22 protein-coding genes are annotated in these 26,761 nt (G+C 70.3%); 12 read left to right on the top strand and 10 right to left on the bottom strand.

The window, feature by feature from the left end:
- Positions 1 to 144 precede the first annotated feature (144 nt).
- From AP234_RS10760 to AP234_RS10725, 8 genes are read right to left on the bottom strand one after another with little or no spacing between them, the layout of a single operon-like run.
- Complete coding sequence (locus tag AP234_RS10760; protein WP_055479457.1) at positions 145 to 1,332, bottom strand: 4-hydroxybenzoate 3-monooxygenase; 1,188 nt, start codon at positions 1,330 to 1,332, stop codon at positions 145 to 147.
- On the bottom strand, positions 1,332 to 2,555 hold the full coding sequence (pcaD, locus tag AP234_RS10755; protein ID WP_055479456.1) for a 3-oxoadipate enol-lactonase: 1,224 nt from the start codon (positions 2,553 to 2,555) through the stop codon (positions 1,332 to 1,334). Before pcaD ends, AP234_RS10760 begins: the two co-directional genes overlap by 1 nt.
- Positions 2,552 to 4,096 carry a 3-carboxy-cis,cis-muconate cycloisomerase gene (pcaB, locus tag AP234_RS10750; protein WP_083501985.1) on the bottom strand — a complete coding sequence of 515 codons (1,545 nt, stop codon included), beginning with the start codon at positions 4,094 to 4,096 and terminating at the stop codon, positions 2,552 to 2,554. The genes pcaD and pcaB overlap by 4 nt, the downstream gene beginning before the upstream one ends.
- Positions 4,083 to 4,706, bottom strand: coding sequence for a protocatechuate 3,4-dioxygenase subunit alpha (gene pcaG / locus AP234_RS10745; RefSeq protein ID WP_055479455.1), 624 nt, complete (start codon positions 4,704 to 4,706; stop codon positions 4,083 to 4,085). The genes pcaB and pcaG overlap by 14 nt, the downstream gene beginning before the upstream one ends.
- Positions 4,703 to 5,503 (bottom strand): protocatechuate 3,4-dioxygenase subunit beta, encoded by an 801-nt coding sequence (gene pcaH / locus AP234_RS10740; protein ID WP_055479454.1) that lies wholly within the window; start codon positions 5,501 to 5,503, stop codon positions 4,703 to 4,705. The genes pcaG and pcaH overlap by 4 nt, the downstream gene beginning before the upstream one ends.
- Positions 5,504 to 5,527: 24 nt before the next feature.
- On the bottom strand, positions 5,528 to 6,805 hold the full coding sequence (locus AP234_RS10735) for a thiolase family protein (protein ID WP_055479453.1): 1,278 nt from the start codon (positions 6,803 to 6,805) through the stop codon (positions 5,528 to 5,530).
- A gap of 33 nt (positions 6,806 to 6,838) precedes the next feature.
- The gene (locus AP234_RS10730) at positions 6,839 to 7,618 is read right to left on the bottom strand and encodes a CoA-transferase (protein WP_235558100.1); all 780 of its coding nucleotides are present in this window, start codon (positions 7,616 to 7,618) and stop codon (positions 6,839 to 6,841) included.
- Positions 7,615 to 8,457, bottom strand: a complete 843-nt coding sequence (locus tag AP234_RS10725) for a CoA transferase subunit A (protein ID WP_431998411.1) — start codon at positions 8,455 to 8,457, stop codon at positions 7,615 to 7,617. Before AP234_RS10725 ends, AP234_RS10730 begins: the two co-directional genes overlap by 4 nt.
- A gap of 169 nt (positions 8,458 to 8,626) precedes the next feature.
- Between AP234_RS10725 and AP234_RS39470 the strand changes: the two genes are divergently transcribed.
- The 3 genes from AP234_RS39470 (at position 8,627) to AP234_RS10715 (ending at position 11,680) form a co-directional block, all read left to right on the top strand.
- Positions 8,627 to 10,381, top strand: coding sequence for an IclR family transcriptional regulator domain-containing protein (locus tag AP234_RS39470; protein ID WP_083501984.1), 1,755 nt, complete (start codon positions 8,627 to 8,629; stop codon positions 10,379 to 10,381).
- Positions 10,382 to 10,509: 128 nt separating this feature from the next.
- Entirely contained in the window at positions 10,510 to 10,635 is a 126-nt protein-coding gene (locus AP234_RS39160) for a hypothetical protein (RefSeq protein ID WP_268778041.1), read from the top strand.
- A gap of 52 nt (positions 10,636 to 10,687) precedes the next feature.
- Entirely contained in the window at positions 10,688 to 11,680 is a 993-nt protein-coding gene (locus AP234_RS10715) for a BtrH N-terminal domain-containing protein (protein WP_055479451.1), read from the top strand.
- A 12-nt stretch (positions 11,681 to 11,692) separates the two neighbouring features.
- Here AP234_RS10715 and AP234_RS10710 read toward each other — a convergent pair whose 3' ends face one another.
- Positions 11,693 to 12,178 (bottom strand): Lrp/AsnC family transcriptional regulator, encoded by a 486-nt coding sequence (locus AP234_RS10710; RefSeq protein WP_235558099.1) that lies wholly within the window; start codon positions 12,176 to 12,178, stop codon positions 11,693 to 11,695.
- A gap of 153 nt (positions 12,179 to 12,331) precedes the next feature.
- Between AP234_RS10710 and AP234_RS10705 the strand changes: the two genes are divergently transcribed.
- The 6 genes from AP234_RS10705 to AP234_RS10680 all read left to right on the top strand — a co-directional run bounded on the left by AP234_RS10705 (position 12,332) and on the right by AP234_RS10680 (position 20,177).
- On the top strand, positions 12,332 to 14,656 hold the full coding sequence (locus AP234_RS10705) for a transketolase-like TK C-terminal-containing protein (RefSeq protein WP_055479450.1): 2,325 nt from the start codon (positions 12,332 to 12,334) through the stop codon (positions 14,654 to 14,656).
- 585 nt (positions 14,657 to 15,241) lie between these two features.
- The gene (locus tag AP234_RS10700; protein ID WP_083501983.1) at positions 15,242 to 16,966 is read left to right on the top strand and encodes a family 43 glycosylhydrolase; all 1,725 of its coding nucleotides are present in this window, start codon (positions 15,242 to 15,244) and stop codon (positions 16,964 to 16,966) included.
- 384 nt (positions 16,967 to 17,350) lie between these two features.
- Positions 17,351 to 18,277, top strand: coding sequence for a YihY/virulence factor BrkB family protein (locus tag AP234_RS10695; RefSeq protein WP_235558098.1), 927 nt, complete (start codon positions 17,351 to 17,353; stop codon positions 18,275 to 18,277).
- A gap of 258 nt (positions 18,278 to 18,535) precedes the next feature.
- Positions 18,536 to 19,033 (top strand): MarR family transcriptional regulator, encoded by a 498-nt coding sequence (locus AP234_RS10690; protein WP_235558097.1) that lies wholly within the window; start codon positions 18,536 to 18,538, stop codon positions 19,031 to 19,033.
- A gap of 71 nt (positions 19,034 to 19,104) precedes the next feature.
- The gene (locus tag AP234_RS10685) at positions 19,105 to 19,566 is read left to right on the top strand and encodes an SgcJ/EcaC family oxidoreductase (protein ID WP_055479447.1); all 462 of its coding nucleotides are present in this window, start codon (positions 19,105 to 19,107) and stop codon (positions 19,564 to 19,566) included.
- Positions 19,563 to 20,177, top strand: coding sequence for an NAD(P)H-binding protein (locus tag AP234_RS10680; RefSeq protein ID WP_055479446.1), 615 nt, complete (start codon positions 19,563 to 19,565; stop codon positions 20,175 to 20,177). The genes AP234_RS10685 and AP234_RS10680 overlap by 4 nt, the downstream gene beginning before the upstream one ends.
- An 81-nt stretch (positions 20,178 to 20,258) precedes the next feature.
- On the opposite strand, the gene AP234_RS39465 is transcribed toward AP234_RS10680, so the two are convergent.
- The gene (locus tag AP234_RS39465; RefSeq protein WP_083501981.1) at positions 20,259 to 20,384 is read right to left on the bottom strand and encodes an Lsr2 family DNA-binding protein; all 126 of its coding nucleotides are present in this window, start codon (positions 20,382 to 20,384) and stop codon (positions 20,259 to 20,261) included.
- Between the two features lie 202 nt (positions 20,385 to 20,586).
- Here AP234_RS39465 and AP234_RS10675 point away from each other — a divergent pair, with 202 nt between their 5' ends.
- From AP234_RS10675 to AP234_RS10665, 3 genes are all read left to right on the top strand, one after another.
- Positions 20,587 to 21,141 carry a DUF234 domain-containing protein gene (locus AP234_RS10675; RefSeq protein ID WP_235558096.1) on the top strand — a complete coding sequence of 185 codons (555 nt, stop codon included), beginning with the start codon at positions 20,587 to 20,589 and terminating at the stop codon, positions 21,139 to 21,141.
- Between the two features lie 180 nt (positions 21,142 to 21,321).
- Complete coding sequence (locus AP234_RS10670) at positions 21,322 to 23,763, top strand: 5'-nucleotidase C-terminal domain-containing protein (RefSeq protein WP_055479445.1); 2,442 nt, start codon at positions 21,322 to 21,324, stop codon at positions 23,761 to 23,763.
- A gap of 146 nt (positions 23,764 to 23,909) precedes the next feature.
- Positions 23,910 to 26,723 carry an ExeM/NucH family extracellular endonuclease gene (locus AP234_RS10665; RefSeq protein ID WP_055479444.1) on the top strand — a complete coding sequence of 938 codons (2,814 nt, stop codon included), beginning with the start codon at positions 23,910 to 23,912 and terminating at the stop codon, positions 26,721 to 26,723.
- Positions 26,724 to 26,761 lie beyond the last annotated feature (38 nt).

Below are 26,761 nucleotides of genomic sequence, written 5' to 3'. Positions count from 1 at the left end.
CAGGATATATTGGTAATCAACTTCACGCTCGTGGAGCATGATTCTCTCTCGACTTGAATGATTGCGGCAGGGCGCTCCAAATTCAGATCAGAGGGGCGTGCCGTACGGCTCACAGCCGTACGGCACGCTGTTCCGTTTCCCGGGTCAGCCGATGGGGAGACCGGTGTAGTTCTCCGCGAGTTCGGTGGCCGCGGCCGTGCCGGTGGCGATGCGGTCGAGCTGGGAGAGCTGCAGCCGGGTGTCGAACGGCGACTGGGCCGGATCGAGATGCAGCGTCGTCGTCATGAAGTAGGAGAAGTGCTCGGCCCGCCAGACGCGCCGCAGGCAGGTGGCCGAATAGGCGTCGAGCAGCTCGGCCGAACCGGTCGCGTTCAGGTGTGCGAAGGCCCTGGCGAGGACGACGACGTCGCTGAACGCGAGGTTCAGGCCCTTGGCCCCGGTCGGCGGCACGATGTGCGCGGCGTCGCCGGCCAGGAAGATCCGGCCGTGCCGCATCGGCTCGGCGACGAAGCTGCGCATCGGCAGCACCGACTTCGCGGTGATGGGGCCGCGTTCCAGCTTCCAGTCGCCCTCGACCGCGAACCTGGCGTCGAGTTCGTCCCAGATCCGCTCGTCGGGCCAGTCCGCCGGGTCCGTACCGTTCGGCACCTGGAGGTAGATGCGGCTCACCGTGGTGGAGCGCATGCTGTGCAGCGCGAACCCCCGCTCGGAGTGCGCGTAGATCAGCTCGTCGCACGACGGCGGCACGTCGGCCATGATGCCGAGCCATGAGTACGGATAAGTCCGTTCGTAGGTGGTGAGATCCGGAATGGCGGCCCGGGCCACCCCGTGGAAGCCGTCGCAGCCGACCACGTAGTCGCAGGTGAGCGTCTGCTCGCGGCCCTCGTGGGTGAAGTGGACGGCCGGCCGGTCGGTGTCGATGCCGGTCACCGCCCGGACATGCGCCTCGAACAGCAGCGGCCCGCCGCCCTGTCGCAGTTGCAGCGAGATCAGGTCCTTGACGACCTCGGTCTGGGCGTAGACCATGACGCGGCGCCCACCACCGAGGGGGCCGCCCGTGAGCGAGGGGAAGTCGATCCGGTGCGAGCGCCGGTCGAAGCGCAGCTCGATGCCGTCGTGGACGAGACCCTCCCGGTCCATCCGCTCCCCCGCGCCGCACTCGCGCAGCACGTCGACCGCGCCCTGTTCCAGGATGCCGGCGCGCTGACGCTGCTCGACGTAAGCCCGGTCGCGGCTTTCCAGTACGACGCTGTCGATGCCGGCGAGGTGCAGCAGCCGGGCGAGGAGCAGCCCGGACGGGCCGCCGCCGATGATGCCGACAGTGGTGTGCATCAGCCTTCCCTCTCTTCTCTCAGGATCCGGTCGGCGACCGCGAACGCCGAGTTGGCCGCGGGCACCCCGCAGTAGACGGCCGTCTGCAGCAGGACCTCTCTGATCTCCGCCGGCGTGAGACCGTTGCGCAGCGCCGCGCGGACGTGCATGCCGAGCTCGTCGTGGTGGCCGTGCGCCACCAGTGCCGTGAGCGTGATGCAGCTGCGGGTCCGGCGGCTCAGCCCGGGCCGGGTCCAGATCTCTCCCCAGGCATAGCGGGTGATGAAGTCCTGGAAGGGCGCGGTGAAGTCGGTGGTGCGCGCGATCGCCCGGTCCACGTGCTCGTTGCCCAGTACGGCCCGCCGTACGGCCATGCCCGCCGCGTGGCGGGAGGCGTCGTCGCGGGGAGCCGCTTCAGCGGCGGTGTCCGCGAGATGCCCGAGCAGGGCGGCGAGCACCGCCTTCGGGCGCTCGACGTTGGCGAGGTGCGCCGCGCGCGCGACCTCGACGAGCGAGGCGCCGGGGATGCCGTCGGCCAGCTCACGACCGTGCGTCGGCGGGGTCGCGGAGTCGTCCCGCCCCGCGATCACAAGGGTGGGTACGGCGATGCGCGCCAGGTCGCCGCGCAGGTCATAGGAGGCGAGCGCGTCGCAGCCTGCGGCGTAACCGGCGGGGTCGGCGGCGCGCAGGTCGTTTATCAGCGCCTCGGCCCGCGACTCCGGAAAGCCCCCGGACTCCGGAAAGCCCCGGGACTCCAGAAAGCTCGGGGTGAACCACCGGGTGGCGCTCATCTCCACGAGCGGGGCGGTGCCCTCGGCCCTGACCAGGGCCGCCCGCTCGTGCCAGGCCGCGGGTTCGCCGAAGCGGGCCGACGAGCAGACCATGGCGAGCGAGGCGACGCGCTCGGGGTGATGCACGGCGAGCCAGGCGCCGACCGCGCCGCCGATCGAGATCCCCGCGTAGTCGAAGCGGTCGACGCCGAGGGAGTCGGCCAGCGCGAGCACGAGCCGTCCCAGGTCGGCGATCGTGGTCGCGCCCGGTGTGGTGTCCACAACGTCGGCGGGAGATCCGCCGTGGCCCGGCAGGTCCCAGCGGATGACCCGGCGGTCCCTGGCGAGCGCGGGCACCTGGGGGTCCCACACGGCCAGGGACGTCCCCATCGAGGGTCCCAGCAGCAGCGGCAGGCCCAGGTCGCGGCCCTCCGGCGGGGGGCCGTCGATCCGGTGGTGCACCATTTCTGTCATCGTCCCTCCTCGACGCCCGGTTCGGAGCCCGGTTCGGAGCCCGGTGAAGGGCCTGGTGAGAGGCCCGGTGAGAGGCCCGGTGAGAGGCCCAGTGCGCGGTCCACGAGGTGGCCCGCCAGGCCCGTGTACCGCGCCGGATCGGTCAGCTCGCGCAGGCTCTCCTCGGAGAAGGCCTCCGCGACGGCCGGATCGGCCAGGAGCGCAGCCACCAGGTCGGCTCCGCCGTCCCGTACAACATGGGCGGCCGCCTTGACGACCCGGGCGGCACGGCCGCGGCCGATCTCGGCGGCGAGCGCGGCGCTGAGCCGCTCAGAAACGATCAGCCCCCCGGTGAGATCGAGGTTGTCGCGCATCCGCCGCGGATGCGCCCGCAGCCCGAGCTCGGCCGCGACCGCGGCGGCGCCGCCGACGAGGCGCAGCGCCTCCCGCATCGGCTGCCACTCGGCGTGCCAGGCTCCGGGCGGGCGTTCGTCCTCGGCCGCGAGTGATCCGTACAGCACGGCGGCCAGGGCCGGGACCTGCCGGGCGACCGCGGCGATCAGGACGGCCCCGACCGGGTTGGCCTTCTGCGGCATGGCCGAGGATCCGCCGCCGGTGCCGCCACCGGTGTCCACTGAGATCTCGCCGATCTCGGTGCGCGACAGCACCAGCACGTCGGCGGCGAACTTGCCCAGCGCGCCGGCGGTGAAGGCCAGCGCGCCGGCGAGGTCGGCGACGGGCGTGCGCAGGGTGTGCCACGGCAGCACGGGCTCGGCCAGGCCGGTTTCCGCCGCGTACGCCGCGGGCAGCCGCAGCACGTCCTCCGCGTCCCCCTCCCGGGGGGAGTATTCGCGGAAGGCGGCCAGCGTGCCGGCGGCCCCGCCGAGCTGGACGGGCAGCGCGGCCCGGACGGCCGCCAGACGGTCGCGGGCGGCCGCCACGAGGCTACGCCAGCCGGCCGCCTTCAGGCCGAACGTCGTCGGCACCGCGTGCTGGGTGAGGGTCCGGCCCGGCATCGGGGTGTCGCGATGCGCGGCGGCCAGGCGGGCGAGGGCGGCGGCCGTACGATCCAGGTCGGCCAGGACCGGCTCGAGCGCCCGCACGGTGACGAGCATCGCGGCGGTGTCCCAGATGTCCTGGCTGGTGGCTCCCCGATGGACGTACGGCGCGGCCTCGGGGTCGTGCTCGGCGACGGCGGCGGTCAGGTCCGTCACCAGCGGGATCACCGGGTTGCCCCCGGAGCGGGCCCGCAGCGCCAGATCGCGGACGTCGAACCGGGAGGTCCGCCCGGCCACGGCGGTGACGGCCGCCGCGGCGGCGGGCGGGGCGAGCCCCAGCGCGGCCTGTGCCCGGGTCAGCGCCGCCTCGGCGTCGAGCATGCCCCGGACGAACGCCGCGTCACCGGTGAGCGCCTCGACCCGCGAGCCGACCGCGACCGGGGCGAGCAGCCCGACATCCGCCGGATCGAGGTCGCTCGAAGGCTCGCCGTCGCGAGTGCGGTCGTGAGAAGGCTCGCGGTCGCGGGTGCGGTCGCGAGAAGGCTCGCGGTCACTCGAAGGCAAGGAAGACCGTCTCCTCGTGGACCCCGTCGGCCTGGAGCCGTACGTCGAAGCGGTAGACGCGCTCGCGCTCCGGCACGGCGAGCAGGGTGGCCCTGCGGTGCGGCGGCAGCGCGGCCAGCAGCGGCTCGGCCTCCAGGCCGGCCTGATCGGGCGCGTCGGCCAGGCCGGGCAGATAGGCCCGGGTGAACAGGTGGTGCAGCAGACCGCGGGCGAAGACGCACACCGAGATGTACGGCACGCCGCCGGGCGGGAGCGTACGCAGCAGGTAGTGGCCGTCGGCGTCGACCGCGACGCGGCCGAACCCGGTGAAGGCGAGGCCGTCGCGGCCGACCACCGCGCCGGTGACCGGATCGCGGCGCAGCGAGCCCGGCGCGCCCGCCCGCGACCCGTCGGGAGCGGGCTGCCAGAACTCCAGCAGCGCGTCCGGGATGGGGACGCCGGCGCCGTCGTAAACCGTGCCGTGCAGGGTGATCGTGTCCGGATGCCCGGCGGGGGCGACGTCGCCGCCGCCCGTGAACGGCAGGGCGTACCCGAAGAACGGGCCGACGGTCTGGGACGCCGTGGGCGGCAGGCTCACCGGCGCCTTCGCAGATGACGGGGTCGTGCTCATCGGCCCTCCTCCATCCAGGTCGCGGCCGGGCCGTCCAGCACGATGTCCCAGCGGTAGCCGAGCGACCACTCCGGCGTCGACAGGTCGTGATCGTAGTCGGCGACCAGGCGGCGGCGCGCCGAATCGTCGGTCACCGCCTGCATGATGGGATCGAGGTCGAACAGCGGGTCGCCCGGGAAGTACATCTGGGTGACCAGCCGCTGGGCGAACGCCGTGCCGAACAGCGAGAAGTGGATGTGCGCCGGCCGCCAGGCGTTGTCGTGGTTGCGCCACGGGTAGGGGCCGGGCTTGATCGTGACGAAGGAGTACCGGCCGTCGTCGTCGGTGAGGCAGCGGCCGACTCCGGTGAAGTTCGGATCGAGCGGAGCGGGATGCTGGTCGCGCTGGTGGGCGTACCGCCCGGAGGCGTTGGCCTGCCAGATCTCGACGAGCTGGTCGCGGACCGGGCGGCCGGCCCGGTCGAGCACGCGTCCGGTGACGAGGATCCGCTCACCCAGCGGCTCCCCGATGTGCTGGCGGGTGAGGTCGTGGTCGATCGCGGTGACGTCGGTGACGCCGAAGACCGGGCCGGTCAGCTCGGCCGCCTCCGGATCGCGCGGCACGACGAGGGCGTGCTTGGGATGGCGCAGCAGGCTGCTGCGGTAGGGCGGATAGTCGCGGTCGGGGTGAGCACGCCGCGGCGCGCCGTCCGCCACGGCCTTGCCGTACGCGCCGCGGATCTCGGCGATCTCCGCGCTGATGGTCTCCTGCGTTTCGACCCCGGGTGGTTGTGGTGGTGTTCCGGGCGGGTTCGTCATGGTCGGCTCCTTTTTCTGAACGTGTTACCGCTCAAGCACGAGGGCGAGGCCCTGTCCGACGCCGATGCAGAGGGTCGCCAGGCCGGTGCCGGAACCGGCCGCGGCGAGCTGGTGGGCGACCGCCCCGGCCAGCCGCGCCCCCGACGCGCCGAGCGGGTGGCCGATGGCGATGGCGCCGCCACGCGGGTTCACGATCGACGGGTCGAGCTCGGGCCACTCGCGCAGGCAGCCGAGCGCCTGGGCGGCGAACGCCTCGTTGAGCTCGACGACCGCGAGATCGCCCCAGTCCTTTCCCGCCCGCGCCAGCGCCCGCCGGGCCGCCTCGACCGGGCCGAGTCCGTAGAGCTGGGGTTCCACACCGGTCACCGCCGAGGACCTGACGCGGGCCAGCGGCTCGCGGCCGACCACGCGCAGCCCCTCCTCGTCGCACAGCAGCAGGGCCGCCGCGCCGTCGTTGAGCGGCGAGGAGTTGCCCGCCGTGACCGACCCCGCTGTGACAGTGCCGCCTGTGACCGATCCCCCCGTGACCGACCCTGCTGTGACAGTGCCGCCTGTGACCGATCCCGCCGTGACCGTGCCGGCCGGGGTGCCTTTACGGAAGGCCGGTTTGAGCTTGGCGAGCGCCGTCATGGACGTGTCGTCGCGGATCGTCTCGTCGCGCGGCAGGTCGACTCCGTCGAGTGGGACGATCTCGGCGTCGAACGCGCCGTCCCGCCAGGCGCGGGCCGCCTTCTCGTGGCTGGCCAGCGCGAACGCGTCCTGGCTCACGCGGTCGATGCCGTACCGGTCGGCGATCAGCTCGGCGCCCTCGCCGAGCGCGACCGTCCACTCGGCCGGCATGCGCGGGTTGACCATGCGCCAGCCGAGCGTGGTCGACAGCAGCCGCTGGTCACCGGCCGGGAAGGCGCGGTCGGGCTTGGGCAGCACCCACGGCGCACGGGACATCGACTCCACGCCGCCCGCGATCACGATCGAGGCGTCGCCGACCGCGATGGCGCGATATGCCTGGATCACGGCCTCCAGCCCGGAGGCGCACAGCCGGTTGACCGTGGTGCCGGGGACGGTGACCGGCAGCCCGGCCAGCAGAGCGGCCATCCGGGCGACGTTGCGGTTCTCCTCTCCCGCGCCGTTGGCGTTGCCGAAGAAGACGTCGTCGATCCTGGCCGGGTCGAGGCCGGGGGCCCGGCCGGTCAGCGATCGGATGACGTGGGCGGCCAGGTCGTCGGGCCGGATCCCGGCCAGCGCCCCGCCGTACCGGCCGAACGGGGTGCGTACGGCATCGACGATGTAGACGTCGTTCACTGCTGCATCATCCTCAAGTCGTGCATCGCCGGATCAGGCCGCCTTCAACGTACGGAGCGCGGCCAGCTCGGCATCGGTCGGCGGCGCGGTGACCGCCACGTGGTCGGCGGTCTTCAACGGCCAGCCGGTCGCGGCGCGGGCCTGGTCGACCGTGACGCCGGGGTGCAGGTCGGTCAGCACCAGCTCGGCGGTCTGCGGGTCGGGACGCATGACGCCGAGGTCGGTGATGACCGCGACCGGGCCCCGACCGCGCAGGCCGAGCCGTTCACGATCGCCGCGTCCGGTGCCGTGACCGACCGAGGTGACGAAGTCGAGCCGGTCGACGAAGTTGCGGGTGGAGTGGCGCAGCACGATGAGCACCTCGCCGCAGTTCGCCGCGATCTCCGGCGCTCCGCCTGCGCCGGGCAGCCGGCCGGGCGGCCGGTCCTGGCCGCGATCGACGAGCGTGGTGTTGATGTTGGCGAAGCGGTCGACCTGGGCCGCGCCGAGGAATCCGACGTCGATCCGCCCGGCCTGCAGCCAGTAGTTGAACATCTCCGGCACCGAGACGACCGCGTCGGCGGTGTCGGCGAGCTCACCGTCCCCGATGGACAGCGGCAGCCTGGCCGGTTTCGCGCCCACCGCCCCGGACTCGTAGATCAGGACGAGGTCCGGGCGGATCGTACGGCGGGCCAGGTTGGCCGCCGCGCTGGGCAGGCCGATGCCGACGAAGCAGCTCCGCGCGCCGGCCAGCGCCCGTGCCGCGTTGACGGTCATCAGCTCATCGGAGGTCCAGTCGCTCATGGTGCCGCCGCTCATGGTGCCGTCACTCATGGGGCCGTCGCTCCCTCGCTGTCCAGGACGTGCTCGCGGATCCAGGCGGTGAACCTGTCGCGATCACGCGCGATCGGGTCCCACGCCTGGTAGAAGTCGTTGTCGCGGACCGAATACCCCGCGGCGTAGGACGGATGGGCTCCGCCCGGCACCCGCGCCACCGCGGTGACCACCCAGCCGGGCAGCACGACCCCGCCGGGATGCGGCGTCAGCTCCTCGACGGTCTCCTCGACCGTGACGAGCACCCGCCGGGCCGCCAGCGCGGCCTCCTTCTGCACCCCGGTCAGTCCCCACAGCTGCACGTTGCCCTCACGGTCGGCCTGCTGGGCGTGGATGACGGTCACGTCGGGATTGATCGCTTTGACGGCCGCCAGTTCCTCGCCGGTGAAGGGGCACCTCACCGTGGCCACGGTGTCGGTACGGCCCGCCAGATCGGTGCCGCGATAACCGCGCAGCACCGCGAACGGCAGGCCGGAGGCGCCCGCCACATAGCGGTTGGCCATCCCCGCGTGGCTGTGTTCGTCCAGCTCCAGCGGTCGCGGCCAGCCGTTCTCGACGGCGTCGCGGAAGCGGTGCAGCGAGCCGACACCGGGGTTGCCGCCCCAGGAGAAGATCAGCTTCTTCACCAGGCCCGCGCCGATGAGCTGGTCGTAGATCACATCGGGGGTCATCCGTACCAACGTGAGATCGGTGATGCCCTGGCGGATGACCTCGTGGGCCGCGGCGAACGGGATGAGGTGGGTGAAGCCCTCCATGGCGACGCAGTCGCCGTCATGGATCAGCTCCGCCACCGCCTCGGACAGGGTGCGGATATCGGCCATTCCGTCGTCGTCTCTCATCCTCACGTGGATCGCGACCCGGCGGAGGCCGGATCTTCCTTCACAATTGTTCGCATAGCGAACTCTAGTTCATTATTGTCGAGGTAAGTTTCGTCCACGGCTGCGCAGGTGTCAACGGCCGCGCTTCGGTGGGAGTGTGTACGGCGCGAGGCCGTAGGGGGAGAGCACGATGTCAGAGGCGACGACCGGCGAGCGGTTGCCGACGGACGACCCGCCGAAGGAGGCAGGCGATCAGCCGAAAGAGGCAGGCGACCCGCCGAAGGAGACAGGCGACCCGCCCAAAGAGGCGGACGATCTACCCAAGGAGGCGGGCGATCTGCCGAGGGAGGCGGTCGGCCCGCTGATCCGCGGCCTGACCGTGATCCGGCGGCTCTCCCTCGCCGGGGGACGTCGCACGGTGAGCGATCTGACCCGGGACACGGGCCTCGCCCGATCGACCGTCGATCGGGTGCTCGCCACGCTCACCCGGCTCGGCTACGTGCGGCTGGTCGGCCGCGACGCGGCGCTCGCCCCGGCGCTGATGGAGCTGGGCAACGCCTACCTGGCCGCATCACGGCTGCCCGGGCTGCTCGGGCCGTACGCCGACAGGCTCGCCGACGAGCTCGACGAGTCGGTGTCGCTCGCCGTGCCGGACGCCGACGGGGTCCGATTCGTACACCAGGCGCCGCGCCGCCGCAGGATGACGGCCACGTTCCGCGTCGGCGACCTGCTCCCCGCCGAGTCGGCCGCGCCGGGGGCCCTGTTCGCCGCCGGGTGGTCCCCCGGCGAATGGGAGAGCTGGCACGCCCGGGTGGCCGCCGATCCCGGTTACACCGGTTTCCCGGTGCTGCCTCCCGATCGGGACGGCGCTCACGGCGTGGACTCGTTCGAGACCCGGGCCGCCCTGGCCCGGCGGGAGGGTTGGTCGATCGACGACCAGCTGATCGAGCCGGGGCTGATCGCGGTGGCCGTACCGGTGCGCGACGACACCGGGGCCGTGCTCTGCGCGGTGAGCGTGGTCAGCCACACCAGCAGGCACGATGCCGCGTCCCTGCGTGACGCGATGCTGCCGAGGCTGCGTGAGACGGTCGCGGCGATGGAGCGCGCGTTCGCCGCTCCCCCGGCCGCCGAGCCGGTGGGTACGCCACGGGCACCGGTGACCGGCTCCGGCCCGGAGTTCGTCGAGTCCCTCGCCCGGGGCCTGGCCGTGCTCACCGCCTTCACGACGGCCGGGATGTCGCTCTCCGCTCTGGCCGAGGCCGCAGGACTGCCCAGGGCAACCGTACGGCGGGCGCTCATCACGCTGACGCACCTGGGCTACGTGGCGGCCGAGGGGCGGCTGTTCCGGCCGACGCCGCGGGTGCTCGACCTCGGGTACGCCTGTCTTGCCCGGCTGACCCTCCCCCGGATCGCGGAACCGCACCTGGCCAGGCTGGCCGGCGAGGTGCACGACTCGGCGTCGATGGCCATCCTGGCCGAGGACGACATCCGGTACGTCGCACGGGTGCCCACCGAACGGATCATGAGTGTGGACATCACGGTGGGCACCCGCTTCCCCGCGTACGCGACGTCCATGGGCCGGGTCCTGCTCGCCGGCCTGTGCGATGCCGGCCGCTCCGCCTACCTGGCCCGCGCCGACCTGCGCCCGCTGACCCGCCACACGGTGACCTCGCCGGTACGGCTCGGCACGCTGCTCGACCAGGCGGCGCGGGACGGGTACGCCCTGGTCGACCAGGAGTTGGAGGAGGGACTGCGGTCCGTGGCCGTGCCGGTGCGCGACCGCGCCGGCGAGGTCGTCGCGGCCGTCAACGTCTCGACGCACGCCCATCGGCAGGCCGCCGACCAGACTCGCGAAGCCGTGCTGCCCGCGCTGCGCGAGGCCGCCGCCCGCATCGAGCACGACCTCCACATCGCCACCCGGTTCGCCCGCGTTCCGACGGTCTGATCACTCCGGTGCCACGCTGATCGCCGCGGCGTCCCCGCGCTGCTCGTGCACGGGCCCCGGTACGGCTCCTACCTCGGAATGTCAGCCGCCCTCCGTAGGCTCAGCGACAGACGAAGGAGGAGGAGAGCATGACGGCACGACCTCACGAGTCACCGAGCAGTGGGCGCATGCCGTCCGGCGGTCTCGGGTCGGCCGTGTGCCTCATCCTCGACGAGCATCGCCTCGTGCACATCCTCCGGATCGAACCGGGCTGACCACGCCTTGGCCGCGTTCGCCCCCGAACATGAGATCGAACAGAGTGGAGACATGATCGACCAGGGTGCGATATCACCGCCATCGAAATGGGAGCACTGCGAGACGACGGCGCTGGGGGTGCTGCTGCGCCACGAGGGGCTCGATCTGTCCGAGCCGATGCTGTTCGGGCTGGGCTCCGGTCTGTCGTTCCTCTACTGGGACGGCAAGAACATGGACTTCCCATTCCTCGGCGGCCGGGTCAAGCCTTTCGAGCTCACCAAGAACCTGGCCGCCAGACTCGGGCTGACGTTGTGTGTCCAGGAGACCACCTCTCCGCGCAAGGCGTGGCAGAACGTGGTGACCCACATCGACGCGGGACGACCGGTCGGGCTGCAGCTCGACTCCTACCACCTGGACTACTTCACCTCGAAAGTGCACTTCGGCGGCCATGTCGTCGCCATGTACGGCTACGACGAGCAGCACGCCCACCTGGTGGACACCGGCCAACAGGGAGGAGCGGTGACCACCAGCCTGACCAGCCTCGCCGCGGCCAGGGCCGAACGCGGTCCGATGACGGCCAGGAACCGGTCCTTCACCATCACGGCGTCCGGCGCCGTGGCCGTGTCTCGTGACCAGATGATCGGCGCGATCAAATCCTGCGCCGAGGCGTTCCTCGCCCCGCCCATCGCGAACCTGGGCCATCGCGGCATCGCGAAGGCCGCCGGTCAGGTGCCCAGGTGGCTGCTCCGCGCCGCCGACCCGCACCGGGACCTGTCGCAGGCCGCGATGCTCATGGAGAAGGCCGGCACGGGCGGCGCCCTGTTCCGCAACCTCTACCGCGATTTCCTCGGCGAGTGCGCCCAGTCGATCGACGACGGCGGCCTGCGCACCGGTCAGGCGCTGTACGCCGAGGCCGCGTCCCTGTGGACGGAGGTGGCCACGCTGATCGCGAAGGCCGGGGAGACCGCCGACGCGACGTATCTCGGACAGGCGGGGACCATCCTCCATGACCTCTCGCGGGTGGAGACGGATGCCATGAAGGCGCTGAGCGCCTGCGGTGACTGACCGTACGACCGCTCAGGAGCGGCCGGCGTGCCGGCGCAGGAGCGGGGTGATCCGGTAGTCGACCAACTCCCGCATGACGAGCGCGGTTGTGGAGCGTTCGACACTGGGAATGGCCAGGATCTGACCGGCGATGCGGTACAGGTCCTCGGCGTTGGCGGCGACCACGTGCACGAGAAGGTCGAGCTGGCCGGAGATGCCGTGCACCTGGAGGACCTCCGGGATGGCGGCGAGCGCGTCGGCGGTCTCCGCCAGCCGGCGCTGGACGACCTGGACCGTGATGAACGCGGTGAGCGGGTAACCGAGCGCCCTGGGGCTGATGCGACGCTCGAAGGAGTCGAGCGCCCCGTCCTGCTCCAGCCTGGCCAGCCGCGCCTGTGCGGTGTTTCGGGAAATACCGACCTGCTCCGCCAGCGCGACGGTGGTGGCGCGCGGGTGTTCGGCGAGCTCCAGCAGGAGGCGCGCGTCGATGGAGTCGATCGGCTTGTTACTGGGCACCATGCTCATGCTCTCCGGGCCGACAAGTGATCATTATGGGCAGAACGCTCAATTTTTCGAACGCGTATTGTCTATCAGGTCGCCTCCTTGCTTCACTCCTGGTCAATCGGCTTCTTGTCGCCGGGCATGCGCCGGCGTACCTGGAGGACAGTCCTTATGCGCACGTCAACGCTGACCACTCGGCCTCCGAACGTGGAGTACGACGTGCTCCGGCGGATCGAGGACCGGGTGCTGTGGCTGTCGACGGCGATGGTCCACCATGCGAACCGGGTGCGGCCCAACCCGTCCGGGCTGAAGGTCGGCGGGCATCAGGCCTCGTCGGCGTCGCTGGTGTCGATCATGAGCACGCTGTGGTTCAGGCACCTGCGCCCCCAGGACAGGGTGTCGGTGAAGCCGCACGCGTCTCCGGTGCTGCACGCGATCAACTACCTGCTCGGGGAACTGGACGCGTCCTATCTGACCCGGTTGCGGGAGTTCGGCGGCCTGGAGAGCTATCCGAGCAGGATCAAGGACCCGGATCCGGTGGACTACTCGACCGGATCGGTCGGCATCGGCGCCACCGCCCCGATCTGGGGGGCTATCGCCCGCCGCTACGTGGACAGCACATTCGGCGGCTCGCACGGGGGGCGGCAGTACTCGCTGGTGGGCGACGCCGAGCTCGACGAGGGAGCGGTCTGGGAGGCGATCCTCGATCCCAGCGTGTCGGAGCTGGGAGAGGTCGTCTGGGTGGTCGACCTCAACCGCCAGTCGCTGGATCGCGTCGTGCCGCACCTCGCCGCCGACCGCCTGCGCGGGATGTTCGCCTCCGCCGGATGGCAGGTGCTGACGCTGAAGTACGGCGGACTGCTCGAGGAGCTGTTCTCCCAGCCGGGTGGCGGTGCCCTGCGCGCCAGGATCGACGCGATGCCCAATCCGGAATATCAGCGCATGTTGCGCTGCGACGCGGCACAGTTGCGCGAGCGGCTTCCCGGTGACGGCGCCGATGCGGGCGCGATCGCGGAACTGATCACCCGGCTCGACGACTCCGCCCTGCTCGCCGCGATCAGAAACCTCGGCGGTCACGACCTCGGCACACTCGACCGCGCCTTCGCCGCCATCGACGACACCAGGCCCACGGTGATCTTCGCCTACACCATCAAGGGGTACGGCCTGGCGACCGAGGGGCATCCACAGAATCACTCCTCCCTGTTGACGACCGACCAGATGCGGGAACTGGCCGAACGACTGGGCGTCGATCCGGACGAGCCGTGGCGGCGGTTCCCCGACGGCGGCGACGCGGCGATCCTGTGTGCGACGGTGGCCGACCGGCTCCGCCGGCAGCCCACGTCGGCGCGGCGGCCTCCGGCCGTACCGACCGACTTTGGCCGCACCCCGTCCGGCACCTCGACCACCCAGGCCGCGCTGGGAAGGGCGCTGCTGGACCTGACCCGCGCGGCGCCCGAGGCGGCCCAGCGGGTGGTGACGGTCAGCCCGGACGTCAGCTCGTCGACCAACCTGGGCGGCTGGGTGAACAAGGTCGGGGTGTGGTCGGTCACCGAGCGTCGCAACTGGTTCGCCGACGACGCGGAGACCATCCTGCACTGGCGGGAGAGCCCGGCCGGGCAGCACATCGAACTCGGCATCGCCGAGACCAACCTGGTCGGCCTCATCGGTGAGCTGGGCACGACCTGGAGCCGATGGGGAGAGCCGCTGTTCCCGATCGGCGTGGTCTACGACCCGTTCGTGGGGCGAGCCCTGGAGCCCTGGTCGTACGGCATCTACGCGGGCGGCCAGTCGATCCTCGTCGGCACGCCCTCCGGGGTCAGCCTCGCCCCCGAGGGCGGGGCGCATCAGTCGATCATCACGCCGTCCATCGGGATGGAGCAGCCCGGATGCGTCGCCTACGAACCGGCGTTCGCGATCGACACCGAATGGGTGCTGCTGGCCGGTCTCGCCCGGCTGGGCAGACCCGACGGCTCCTCCGTCTACCTGCGGCTGTCGACGCGGCCCGTGGACCAGACGCTCGCGGCGGTGCCGGCCGACCCGGCCGCACGCGAGCGACGCAGGCGCCAGGTGGTGGCGGGTGCGTATCCGCTCCGGCATGCCGAGAGCCCGAAGGTGACCATCGCCGCGATGGGCGCGGTCGTCACGGAGGCACTGGCCGCGGCGGACCGGCTGGACCGGATGGGCGTTCCCGCCGATGTCGTCTGTGTGACCAGTCCCGACCTGCTCTACCGTGCCCTGCGCGCCCGCCAGGGGCACGAGCAGGCCGAGAACTGGATCCTCGATCAGGCCTTCCCCGCCGAGCGGGCCGCCCCGCTGGTCACCGTGCTCGACGGCCACCCCCATACGCTGGCCTTCCTCTCCGCCGTCCACCGCGTGCCGATCACCTCGCTGGGGGTGACCGATTTCGGCAGGTCGGGCTCGATCGAGGACGTGTATCGCCACCATCGCCTCGACACCGACAGCATCATCCAGGCCGCCCTCGACGTCGCAGGATGACCGTCGCCGCCGCCCACGCTGGACGGACGCATTCGAGCGGCGGCCCGCGAGGGCATCGCGGCGAATGAGCACGGCCCTCGACGCCCCCTACTCGAGCGCATGAACGATCGGGCCGGCCGGGGTCGCGTCGACGCACTGGACGGCCGACGGGTCGAGATGAAAGTTTCATGCTCTTTCCGGGATCGGCGGCTGCTCGACCGAGTTCCGACACCAGCTCAGCACCCACGACCGGACGAGTGACCGCGGCATGAAAGGCCGGGCGCCTTGACCGTCCCCCGGGGTACGGAGTTGGCTCCACATGTGGCGGCCTCCGCGGTCGCTGACGCACACCGTGCGGGGCAACCCAAATGTTAGCGCTCACACAGTCGTGTCTTGTTAGCGCTAACAGGACAGCGAAGGGTCTCGGTGATGAACCCCCGGCCAGACCGGTCAGGGACGCGACCGGCCACGGCGCTCGCCGGAGAAACCGCTCCGCCATCAGACCACGCCCAAGGTGAGTGACCACCACATCAGGAGGCGCATGTGAGATACGCGTTATCACTTTCCAGACGCACAGCCGCCTGGATCGTCGGCCTTTTCTGTGTCATGGCGTTGCTTCCGGTCACGGCGGCCAGGGCGGACAATCCGATCGTCCAGACCATCTACACCGCCGACCCGGCTCCGCTCGTCCACAACGGCCGCGTGTACCTCTACACCGGACATGACGAAGACGGCTCGACCTGGTTCACCATGAACGAGTGGCGGGTCTACTCCTCGACCGACATGGTGAACTGGACCGATCACGGCTCCCCGCTGAGCGTGGCCAGCTTCAGCTGGGCGAAATCCGACGCCTGGGCCGGCCAGGCCATCTACCGGAACGGCAAGTTCTACTGGTACGTCCCGACCACCAACCGGGCGACCGGCCGGATGGCCATCGGCGTGGCCGTCTCCGACAGCCCCACCGGCCCCTTCAAGGACGCCCTGGGGCACCCCCTCGTCGAGAACGGTGAAATCGACCCCACCGTCTTCATCGACGACAACGGGCAGGCCTACCTCTACTGGGGCAACCCCAACCTGTGGTACGTCAAGCTCAACGCCGACATGACCTCCTACTCCGGCAGCCCGACCAAGATCTCCCTCACCACCGCCGGATTCGGCACCCGCACCGGGGACGCCAACCGCCCCACCCTTTACGAAGAGGGCCCCTGGGTCTACAAGCGGGGCGGCCTGTACTACAACGTCTTCGCGGCCAAATGCTGCTCTGAGTTCATCGCCTACTCGACCGCCCCCGGTCCCACCGGGCCATGGACCTACCGCGGCACGATCATGCCCACGCAGGGCGGCAGCTTCACCAACCACCCCGGAATCATCGACTTCAACGGGGGCTCGTACTTCTTCTACCACAACGGCGCGCTGCCGGGCGGCGGCGGCTTCACCCGTTCCGTGGCGGTGGAGAAGTTCAGCTACAGGGCCGACGGCACGATCCCGACGATCAACATGACCACCACCGGGGCGCCCCAGATCGGCACGCTCAACCCCTACGTCCGCCAGGAGGCCGAGACCATCGCCTGGGAGTCCGGCGTGGAGACCGAGACTTCCAGCGAAGGCGGGATGAACGTCGGATTCATCGAGAACGGCGACTACATCAAGGTCAAGGGCGTCGCCTTCGGCACCGGTGCGAAGACCTTCACCGCGAGGGTCGCCTCGGCGAGCAGCGGCGGCAGGATCGAACTCCACCTGGGCGGAGTCAACGGCACGCTGGTGGGGTCGTGCAGTGTTCCGGGCACCGGCGGCTGGCAGACCTGGACGAACGTGTCCTGTCCGGTGACCGGCGCGACCGGCACCCACGACCTGTACTTCAAGTTCACCGGCGGAAGCGGCTACCTGTTCAACATGAACTGGTGGCAGTTCACCGGCAGCGGCGAGCCGACCCCGACCCCGACACCTACTCCCACACCGACCCCGACACCCACACCGACGCCTACTCCCACACCCACACCGACGCCGACACCGACCCCCACGCCGACCCCGGATGACGGCACCTGCAGCGCGAGCTACCGCACCACCAACTCATGGCCCGGCGGCTATCAGGGCGAGGTCACGGTGACGGCCGGCGGTGCACCGATCAACGGCTGGACCGTCAAGTGGAACCTGAGCAACGGCCAGACCATCAGCCAGGTCTGGAACGGCTCGCTGAGTGCCACCGGCTCGGCCGTCTCGGTGAGCAACGTCTCCTACAACGGCTCACTGGGAGCGTCCGCCTCGACGACGTTCGGCTTCACCGCCGGCGGTACGCCGTCGACGCCGTCCCTCACCTGTACGAGCCCGTGAGGACGATCCCCTGAGGTCATACGGCAGACGAGCCGCTCTGGCAGGGCGGCCTTCCCCGACGGGAAGGTGTTCGCGGAAGGCCGCCCACGCCCAGTGCGTTTCCCTTGCCACCCTGCCCGGCCTGCCGAACTGAGTTCGCGCCACCACTGGGAAACGATCACGCTCACCGGATCGCGTCCTTCCATCGCTCGTGACGGACCCGGGACCGAGCATCCGGATGCCGGATGTGGGCAGATCTTGGCCTGATCGGAACAGAAAACCACTCGCCGAGCCGTACCACCAGGCAGCTGTACGGCTGGCGCCACGAGCGCTGCGGTGCGCGTCGATTCGCCCCCGCTGGGTAGTGGTCGGCGGATGAAGGCTGAGTCTGGTGTGATCGGTCGGGTGAAGCAGCGGTTCGCCGCCGTCAAGGAGTGGGGCCGGAAGTTCGTCGAGCGGGAGCGGTTCCGCTACCTGTGGGTCGACCATCTCATCCGGACCGTGCAGCGGTACCACGTGCGCAGGGGCGATCGGCTGGCGGGCGCGCTGACCTATTTCGCGTTCCTGTCGTTCTTCCCGCTGCTGGCGCTGGCGTTCGCCCTGTTCGGCTTCGTCGTGACGTTCCAGCCCGATGCGCTGGCGACATTGATCAAGGCGATCAACGCGCAGCTTCCCGGGCTCGCCGAGCACCTGCGCATCGACCAGCTCGCCGGGGCCCGGGCCCGTGCGGGCGTCATCGGCCTGCTGGGCCTGCTGTACGCCGGGCTCGGCGCGATCGACGCACTGCGCACCGCGCTGCGCGACATCTGGATGACCAGCCGCCCCGAGCCGAGCTTCCTCGTCGCCAAGCTTCGCGACCTGGTCACGCTCGTGCTGCTCGGGGTGATCATGCTGGTCTCGGTCGTCGTCAGCGGTTTCGCCACCGGCGCGACCGGGACCGTGGCCGGCTGGTTCGGCCTGGAGGATTCGGTGCTCGCGGAGTTCACGGTACGGCTCGCCGGGGCCGGCGCCTCCCTGCTCGCCGATCTGTTGATCTTCATCGTCATCCTGGGCTGGCTGGCCAGGGCGCGGCCGTTCCGGGTCGCGTTCAAAGGGGCCCTGCTCGGCGCGGTCGGCTTCGGGCTGCTCAAGCAGCTCGCGGCGCTGATCCTGTCGGGGACGCTGCACAATCCCATCTACGGAACGTTCGCCGTGATCGCGGGGCTGCTGCTGTGGATCAACCTGTCCTCCCGGTTGATCCTCTACACCGCCGCCTGGACGGCCACCGCGACGCTCGGCCCGCCGCCCGAGCCCACGCCGGTGCCCATCGGCGGAGTGCCGAGTGACACCTGATCCACTTAGATTTCGATATTCCTTCAAGAACTTTCGACAACCGACTACCGCCCCTCCAAGCCTCTGATCACGTAGGCGAACATTTCATCGGGGTCGGGCTTCGGCATGCACGGACCGTCCCGGGCCCGGCCTCGGCCAGAGGTTCACGTCCGGTTCGTCGGCACGGACCGGACATGAACGACTCGGGTTCGGTCCCCGGGAACGGTGGCCGCATACTGGTTGAGGCGCCCCGGCCTGCGGTGGAAGGAGTCTGGTCAGTTGGCACGGCGATCACCTCACCCGGCGGAATCCGAGTGTGGCGGCACCCCCGATCTCGGTGAGCTGCTCGGCCGGGAGCTCAGCACCGCCGTGGTGATGTTCCACGAGGCGGTCGCGGCCCGCCGCGGCCTGACCGCCACCGAGAACAAGGCTCTCGACCTGTTGGCCCGCCGCGGCCCGGTCACCTCGGGCGATCTCGCCAGGGAACTCGGGCTCACGCCCGGGGCGGTCACCGGCCTGGTGGACCGCCTCGCCCGCGCGGGGTACGCCCAGCGCCTTCCCGACGCCGCCGACCGGCGCAAGACCCTGGTCGCCGCCGATGTGGACCGGCTCACCGCCGAGATGCGACCCATCTTCGCACCGCTCAGAGAGGCCGTGGAGAAACTGGCGGGCGACTACACCCCCGCTCAGCTCGCCACGATCGAGCACTTCGTCACCGAGGTGGCCGCCATCATGCGCGACCAGACCGCCCGTCTTGTGGAGGAAGGCAGAACCTGAGCGAGCGGCTTGCCGCGCAATAGTTTAGCGAGCTAAACTTTTTAGCATGCTGAACTATTGCGGAGTCATCCATGGCCGCCGCGGCTGAAGTGGCCGTCCGTGCGACGCTCTCGCGCCTCGCCGACGCGTGGGGCGGGGGCGACCCGGACCACTACGCCGCCCTGTTCACCGAGGACGCCGACTACACCGCCTTCGACGGCACCCGCGTGGCGGGCCGGCGGGCGATCGCCGACGGACACCGGGCGCTGTTCGCCGGCATCATGCGCGGCTCGCGCATGACCATGCCGGAGCCGAACATCAGGTTCGTCACCCCCGATGTCGCCGTCGTGTGCGCGCTGGGCGGCATCATCATGCGCTGGCAACGTGGCCGCACCCGGCCATCGGCCAAGCGCCTCTCATCGGTCACGTTCGTCCTGGTACGTCACGATGACGCCTGGCTGGTGACCGCGTTCCAGAACACCCGCCACCGGCCCTGGTCACGAACCCTGATGGGACGGCTGATGGCCCTGATTTCACGAGGAGGAGACCGGTGAACATCACCGTGATCGGCTCGACCGGACGCACCGGCCGGCAGGTGCTCGTCGAAGGCCTGCGTCGCGGTCATCACATCACCGCGTTCACCCGGCGGCCGCAGTTCCTGCCGACGGTACCGGCCCCGACGAAGGTCGTCACCGGCGACGGACGCGACCCCGAAGCGGTACGCACGGCGGTCGCCGGCGCGGACGCGGTCATCGCGGTCGTCGCCGCCGCAGGTCGCAAGGGCCCCCATCACACCGCGGCCGTGGCCCGCGTCCTCACCGCCGCCATGGCCGAAACCGGGGTGCGCCGGCTCGCCATCACCAGTGCGTACCCGATAGTCGGCGTACGGCCCCGCCTGCCCATGGCGCTGCTGCGGTGGATGCTCGCCGACGCCTACGCGGACACCGCCCAGATGGAGGAGATCGTCTCCGCCACCGATCTGGACTGGACGATCGTGCGGCTCACCCGCCTGATCGACCAGCCCGCCCGTGGCGGGGTGCACATCAGCCGCGGCCTGCTGGACCGCCCCGGCACCCTCACCCGCGCCGATGTCGCCGCGACCCTGCTCGACACCGTGGCGGACACCACGTACGCGCGCACCGCCATCAACATCACCGGCGGATAGAAACCGACCGCGAATCTCCGACGTTCTTTCCCGATGGATCCGGCCTGACGCCCTCCTGGGCGACAATCGACACTCGGTGAGTCAGCCTTCGTGTGCGCGCTCGTAGGCGAGCAGGATCTCGGGACGGAGCCTGCCGCGATCGGAGACATCGAGACCGTTGTCCCGAGCCCATCGGCGGCTACTCCCCCAACTGCCCTGGAACTCCATCAGGTCGCCTCGCACATACGTAGAACGAATCTAACGACAGAGGGCCTGGGCGGCACTCGTGGGCTGACAAGCCACCTCCCACTCCCGAAGGGTCCTGTCAGCGGTCGGTAGCGGGGAGCGCACGTTCACCGCCATCGCCACCGAGGCGGGCGGCGCCGCTCCCCTCGCTTCGGGCACGCTCTCCCCACTCCTGTCCACTCTCGTGGACAAGCGTGTGCTGGCCGTCGACAGTCCCCTGTCGACCAAGCCGGACACGAAGAACAAGCGCTACCGCATCGCCGATCCTTACCTACGGTTCTGGCCCGCCTTCCTGGATCGCGGCATTCCACTGGTCGAGCGCGGCCGGGGCGAACTCCTCCTGGCATCCGTCGAACGCTCCTGGACCTCTTGGCGTGGCCGCGCTGTCGAGCCGGTCATCCGTGAAGCCCTGCTGCGGCTACTGCCCGACGACCGATGGCCCGAGACTGAGGCCATTGGCGGATGGTGGAACCGTCAGAACAACCCCGAAATCGACCTGGTCGGCGCGGACCGCGAGCCTGTCGCCCGACGCGTCCACTTTCTCGGCTCGATCAAGTGGCTGGAGAACGCACCCTTCGGCCGGCATGAATACGGAAGCCTGCTGCGCGACATGCTCGCCGTCCCGGGCGCCGATCCCAAGATTCCACTGGTGGCCGTTTCACGATGCGGTGTCGCTGACGGCCTACCGCTCGCCGCGCACTGGGGCCCCGAAGACCTGTTGGGCGCCTGGCAGTCGTGAGGTGAACGGCCCGGAGCACCCTCTTTGCCGCCCAAGAGCTGGCACGTGAACATCGGCTGAATGTCGCGGCCGACATCGCCCTTTGTGCTGCCCCTTGGCAGTCTTTGTGCTTCCCCTGGTCAGCACTTGACCCTATTTTGGCCTTTGTTAGCTCTTGTCCGAACGCACGGGAGGCACCGTATGCGCCTGCGAAGGCGTGTGGCGCCGTTGGTCGCGATGACCACGATGGCCGCGATGGTGGGGATCGGCCTGATCGGCGCGCCGGCGGCGCTCGCCGATGACACCGTCACAATCGACATCCTCGGGATCAACGACTTCCATGGCCGGCTGACGGCGAACGGCCAGGAAGCGGGAGCCGCGGCGCTGGCCACCGCGGTCAAGGAGATGCGGGCGGAGAACCCCAACACCATCTTCGCCGCGGCGGGGGACCTGATCGGTGCCTCGACGTTCACCTCGTTCATCCAGCAGGACAACCCGACCATCGACGCGCTCAACGCGGCCGGCCTCGAGGTCAGCGCGGTCGGCAACCACGAGTTCGACCGGGGCTACGACGACCTGATGAACCGGGTCATCCCGCGGGCCACGTGGGAGTACATCGGCGCCAATGTCAGGGTCAAGGAGGAGCTCCGGGACAGATATCGGGAGCTCACCAGGTCCTGGGTCAAGGAGATCGACGGGGTCAAGGTCGGCTTCGTCGGCGCGGTGACCGAGCACCTCGACGAACTCGTCACCCCCTCGGGCATCTCCATGCTCGACATCCTGGACATCCCGCGCACGGTCAACGAGGTCGCCGACGAGTTGAAGGCCAAGGAGGGGGCCGACATCGTCGTGCTGCTCGTCCACGAGGGCGCGGCCACCACGGCATACGAGTCGGCGGTCGACCCGGCGAGCGACTTCGGCAAGATCGTGACCGGGGTCGACAAGAACTTCGACGCGATCATCTCCGGCCACACCCACCTGTCCTATGACCACGAAATCCCGGTCAAGGAGTGGCAGGACGAGAAACGTCCGGTGACCGTGCGCCCGGTCGTGTCGGCGGGACAGTACGGCTACAACCTCAACAAGATCACGTTCACGTACGACAAGGTCAAGAAGCAGGCGGTCGACGTCGACTCGGAGATCGTCCCGCTGACCGAGAGGCAGGCGGACGGCTCGTGGAAGCCGCTCTATGGCCCCGATCCGTCGGTCAAGGGAATCGTGGACGACGCCGTCGAGGTGGCCGGCAGGGAGGGCGCGCGGAAGCTCGGTGAGATCACCGCGGACTTCAACCGGGCCCGCCAGTCCAACGGCACGACCGAGAACCGCGGCGGCGAATCGACCCTGGGCAACCTCGTCGCCGACGCGCAACTCGCGGGTGCTCGCGCCACCGACCCGGCCACCGAGATCGCTTTCATGAACCCGGGCGGGCTCCGTACGGACATGAGGTACCGGACCGAAGGCGAGGAAGACGGCACCGTCACCTACAAGGAGGCGGCCGAGGTCCAGCCGTTCGCCAACACCCTGGTCACGATGACGCTGACCGGTGAGCAGATCGTCCAGGTGCTCGAGGAGCAGTGGCAGCCCGAGGGGGCCAGCCGTCCCTTCCTCAAGCTCGGCGTGTCCAAGGGGCTCTTCTACACCTACGACCCGGCCGCGCCCAAGGGCCGGCACATCACCTCGGTCACCCTCGACGGAAAGCCGCTGGACCCGGCCAAGTCCTACCGCGTGGTCGTGAACTCGTTCCTCGCCTCGGGAGGGGACAACTTCGGCACCCTGAACGAAGGGGCGGACAAGCGGGACACCGGCCAGGTCGACCTGCAGTCCATGGTCGCCTACCTGGGCGAGAACTCCCCCGTCGCTCCTGATCACGCGCAGCGCGCGGTCGGCGTGCGGTTCGACGCGCCATCGGGTGGCTTCAAGGCCGGTGACCCGGTGACGGTCGGCCTGTCGTCGCTGCTGTTCACGACCGTCGAGCCGAAGGACGAGAAGGTCACGGCCACGTTCGCCGGCCGGGAGGTCGGCACCTTCGCGGTCGACGCCACGGCCGACGCGAGCACCGACAACACCGACGAGGTCGGCCGTACGACCGTCGAGTTCGCGGTGCCCGCCGACGCCGCGCAGGGGGGCGCGACGAGCGCGGACCTCGTCGTCACCGGCAAGACGACCGGCACGACGGTCACCGTGGCGATCCCACTGGCCGCCGACACCGGGCCCACCTGCACGGTCACGATCACCGGCCGCCACGCCGGCCCCCTCGTGGCGGGTTCCGGCGTCACCTGCCTACGGGACGGAGCAGCGGTCTCCGGACCGGTGACCGTCCGGAAGGGCGCGAGCCTCTACGCGACCGGCGCCACGGTCAGCGGGCCGATCAGCGCGTCGAAGGCCGCCGATGTCTCGCTGGACCGGGCGACGGTCAACGGTCCGGTGACGGTCAACGGCGCGACCGGCAGGCTCACCATCCTGGACTCCACGGTGAACGGTCCGGTCAGCCTGACCGGCAACCGGGTGGCCGACACGCCGATCGTGTCCGGCAACCGGATCAGCGGGCCGTTGAGCTGCAGCGGAAACTCCCCGGCGCCGACCGACGACGGCAAGGTCAACACCGTGTCCGGTCCCAGGACCGGACAGTGCGCGGGGCTTTGACCCACGAGGCGGCGGTCCAAGCCGTATCAGGGGCGGTGGCGTGGACGAACGTTCTGCGCCATCGCCCCTCGCACCTTCATGGCACCGCGCACTCATGACACCACTCACTCGGGGGCCTCAGCACCACCGACGAGAAGAGGGACAGGATGCGTTTAAGGCGGCGCAGTGCGCCATTCGTCGCCACCGCCACCGCCGCGGTCGTGGCGATGACCGGGCTGGTCTCCGTACCCACGGCGGCGGCCGAAGAATTCACCCCGTTCATCAGCGAGATCCACTACGACAACGTCGGCGCCGACCAGGGCGAGGCGGTGGAGATCGAGGCACCGGCCGGTTTCGATCTGACCGGCTGGAAGATCGTCCGCTATAACGGCAACGTGGCCGACGCGGCCGTCGTCTACACGTCGCCGGGCACGATCAACGGCACGAGCGAGGACCTGTCCGGCAACGCGCCGGCCGCCGGAGTCGTGGTCGTCGAGTACGCCCAGAACGGCCTGCAGAACGGACCGCGGGACGGCATCGCCCTGGTCGATCCGGACGGGCAGGCCGTCGAGCTCATCTCCTACGACGGCGTGTTCACCGGGTCGAACGGTCCGGCCGCCGGGATGACCTCGACCGACATCGGCGTCAGGGAAGCCTCCGGCACGCCGGTCGGCAACTCTCTGCAGAAGATCGACGGGAAGTGGACGGGTCCGATCCCGAACACCCTCGGGTCACGCAACGGCTCCGGCGGCGGTCCAAGCCCAGACCCCGGCCATGTGCCGATCGCGGAGATCCAGGGCACCGGCGCCTCGTCGCCGTACGAGGGCAGGACCGTCACCACGTCCGGCGTCGTGACCGCGACCTATCCGACCGGTGGATTCAACGGCTACTACATCCAGACCCCGGGCACGGGCGGGGACTCGGACATGAGCGGGCGCACCGCCTCAGACGCGATCTTCGTGTTCTCCTCCGGCTCCGCCGACCAGGTGCGGATCGGCGACCACGTCCGGGTCACCGGCAAGGTCAGCGAATACTTCGGGCTCACCGAGATCACGGTCCCGGCGTCCGGCCTGACGATCCTCGACGAGCCGGCCGAGGCGGTCAAGCCCGTGCAGTTCGTCCTGCCCCGCGACGAGGTCACCCGGGAGAGGTTCGAGGGCATGCTCGTCCGGCCCACCGGCGCGTACACGGTCTCCGACACGTACGACCTCGGCGGATGGGGCGACAACGCGTTCGGGTCGATCACCCTCGCAGCCGGGGACACGCCGCTGCGTCAGCCCACGGACGCCGCCCGCCCGGGAGCCGAGGCCGACGCGGTGGCGGCGGACAACCGGGCCCGCCGGGTGGTGCTCGACGACGGCCGGTCGGCTCGTACGCCCGGCAGCGGTCAGGTTCCGTACCTCACCAGGACCACCCCCGTGCGCACCGGAGCCTCGGTCGTCTTCTCCGAAGCGATGATCTTCGACTACCGCAACGACGAGTGGAAGTTCCAGCCGACCGGGCCGCTGACCGGCGGGGCGTCGGACGCGGTGGCGTTCCGGAACACCCGCACCACGTCGCCCGAGCCGGTGGGCGGTGACGTGCGGCTCGCCACGTTCAACGTGCTGAACTACTTCACCACGCTCGGGGTGGATCTGCCGGGCTGCAGGGCCTACACCGACCGCGACGGCGACCCGATCTCGGTCAGCGGAGGCTGCGATGCCCGCGGGGCGTGGGACACGCAGAACCTCGAACGGCAGCAGGGCAAGATCGTCAAGGCGATCAACAGCCTCGACGCCGACGTGGTGGCGTTGGAGGAGATCGAGAACTCCGCCAAGTTCGGCAAGGACCGCGACGACGCGCTGTCCAAGCTGGTCAACGCGCTCAACGCCGACGCCGGTCCCGGCACCTGGGACTATGCGAGGTCGCCGGAGAAGCAGCCGGACCTGACGGACCAGGACGTCATTCGCAACGCCTTCGTCTACCGTCCGGCAGCGGTCACGCCGGTGGGGTCCTCGACGATCCTCACCGACTCCCCCGCCTTCCACAACGCCCGTGAGCCGCTCGCCCAGCAGTTCGCCGCGGTCGGCAGCGGCAAACGCTTTCTCGTCATCACCAACCACTTCAAGTCCAAGGGGTGCGGCGGCACGACCGATCCGGGTGACGGGCAAGGCTGCTGGACCCAGGACCGGGTGCAGCAGGCAGGGGCACTGGTCGACTTCGCCGATTCCCTGGTCGCGGAGACCGGGACGCGGGCGGTGTTCCTGCTCGGCGACTTCAACGCCTACACGCAGGAGGACCCGATGCGGGTCCTCTACGACGCGGGCTACACCGACCTGAACGCGGAGTTCGCGAAGGAGCACACGTACGTCTTCGATGAGACGGTGGGCTCGCTCGACCATGTCCTCGGCAACGCCGCGGCACTCGCCTCCGTGCATGGCGTGGACGTGTGGAACATCAACTCCGTCGAGTCGGTGCTGACCGAATATTCGCGCTACAACTACTTCGCCGGCGACCTGTTCGAGCCGGCCACGCCGTACCGCTCCAGCGATCATGACCCGATCCTCGTCGGCGTGCGGACTCTGCCGGTCTGCACCAAGACCATCGGCGGCCGGCACAGCGGCCCGCTGACGGTCGGTTCGGGGATCACCTGCCTGGACGGTGCGACGGTGTCGGGTCCGGTATCGGTACGGCCGGGGGCCGGTCTGTTCGTCACCGGATCGCGGGTCAGCGGGCAGATCAGCGCCTCGGGGGCAGGACAGGTGACGCTGCTGGAGACGACGATCAGCGGGCCGATAACGATCTCCGGATCCGAAGAGGTGACACTGGACGGGCTGACCGTCAGCGGTCCGGTGCGCCTGGACGGCAACCGGGCGCCGATGGTCGCCGGCAACCGGATCAGCGGACCGCTGTCGTGCACCGGGAACTCCCCCGCGCCGATCAACAGTGATCGCCCGAACACGGTGACCGGTCCCAGGACCGGACAGTGCTCGGGGCTATGAGCCGCTGACGGACGGTCGGCGGTGGCCGCCCCGCTGGT

Source organism: Sphaerimonospora mesophila, assembly GCF_001417795.1.
Classification (GTDB): domain Bacteria; phylum Actinomycetota; class Actinomycetes; order Streptosporangiales; family Streptosporangiaceae; genus Sphaerimonospora; species Sphaerimonospora mesophila.
Note: the sequence above shows the minus strand (reverse complement) of the source record. Positions and strands in the feature narration are given on the sequence as shown.

Excerpts from the sequence above, each read along its gene's own strand:
- pcaD (WP_055479456.1), bottom strand. The coding sequence starts at position 2,555 with ATGACAGAAATGGTGCACCACCGGATCGACGGCCCCCCGCCGGAGGGC.
- AP234_RS10700 (WP_083501983.1), top strand. The coding sequence starts at position 15,242 with ATGGCGTTGCTTCCGGTCACGGCGGCCAGGGCGGACAATCCGATCGTC.
- pcaH (WP_055479454.1), bottom strand. The coding sequence starts at position 5,503 with ATGACGAACCCGCCCGGAACACCACCACAACCACCCGGGGTCGAAACG.
- AP234_RS10705 (WP_055479450.1), top strand. The coding sequence starts at position 12,332 with ATGCGCACGTCAACGCTGACCACTCGGCCTCCGAACGTGGAGTACGAC.
- AP234_RS10715 (WP_055479451.1), top strand. The coding sequence starts at position 10,688 with ATGATCGACCAGGGTGCGATATCACCGCCATCGAAATGGGAGCACTGC.
- AP234_RS39160 (WP_268778041.1), top strand. The coding sequence starts at position 10,510 with ATGACGGCACGACCTCACGAGTCACCGAGCAGTGGGCGCATGCCGTCC.
- pcaG (WP_055479455.1), bottom strand. The coding sequence starts at position 4,706 with ATGAGCACGACCCCGTCATCTGCGAAGGCGCCGGTGAGCCTGCCGCCC.
- AP234_RS10685 (WP_055479447.1), top strand. The coding sequence starts at position 19,105 with ATGGCCGCCGCGGCTGAAGTGGCCGTCCGTGCGACGCTCTCGCGCCTC.
- AP234_RS39470 (WP_083501984.1), top strand. The coding sequence starts at position 8,627 with ATGTCAGAGGCGACGACCGGCGAGCGGTTGCCGACGGACGACCCGCCG.
- AP234_RS10710 (WP_235558099.1), bottom strand. The coding sequence starts at position 12,178 with ATGGTGCCCAGTAACAAGCCGATCGACTCCATCGACGCGCGCCTCCTG.
- AP234_RS39465 (WP_083501981.1), bottom strand. The coding sequence starts at position 20,384 with ATGGAGTTCCAGGGCAGTTGGGGGAGTAGCCGCCGATGGGCTCGGGAC.
- AP234_RS10725 (WP_431998411.1), bottom strand. The coding sequence starts at position 8,457 with ATGAGAGACGACGACGGAATGGCCGATATCCGCACCCTGTCCGAGGCG.
- AP234_RS10760 (WP_055479457.1), bottom strand. The coding sequence starts at position 1,332 with ATGCACACCACTGTCGGCATCATCGGCGGCGGCCCGTCCGGGCTGCTC.
- AP234_RS10665 (WP_055479444.1), top strand. The coding sequence starts at position 23,910 with ATGCGTTTAAGGCGGCGCAGTGCGCCATTCGTCGCCACCGCCACCGCC.
- AP234_RS10670 (WP_055479445.1), top strand. The coding sequence starts at position 21,322 with ATGCGCCTGCGAAGGCGTGTGGCGCCGTTGGTCGCGATGACCACGATG.
- AP234_RS10730 (WP_235558100.1), bottom strand. The coding sequence starts at position 7,618 with ATGAGTGACGGCACCATGAGCGGCGGCACCATGAGCGACTGGACCTCC.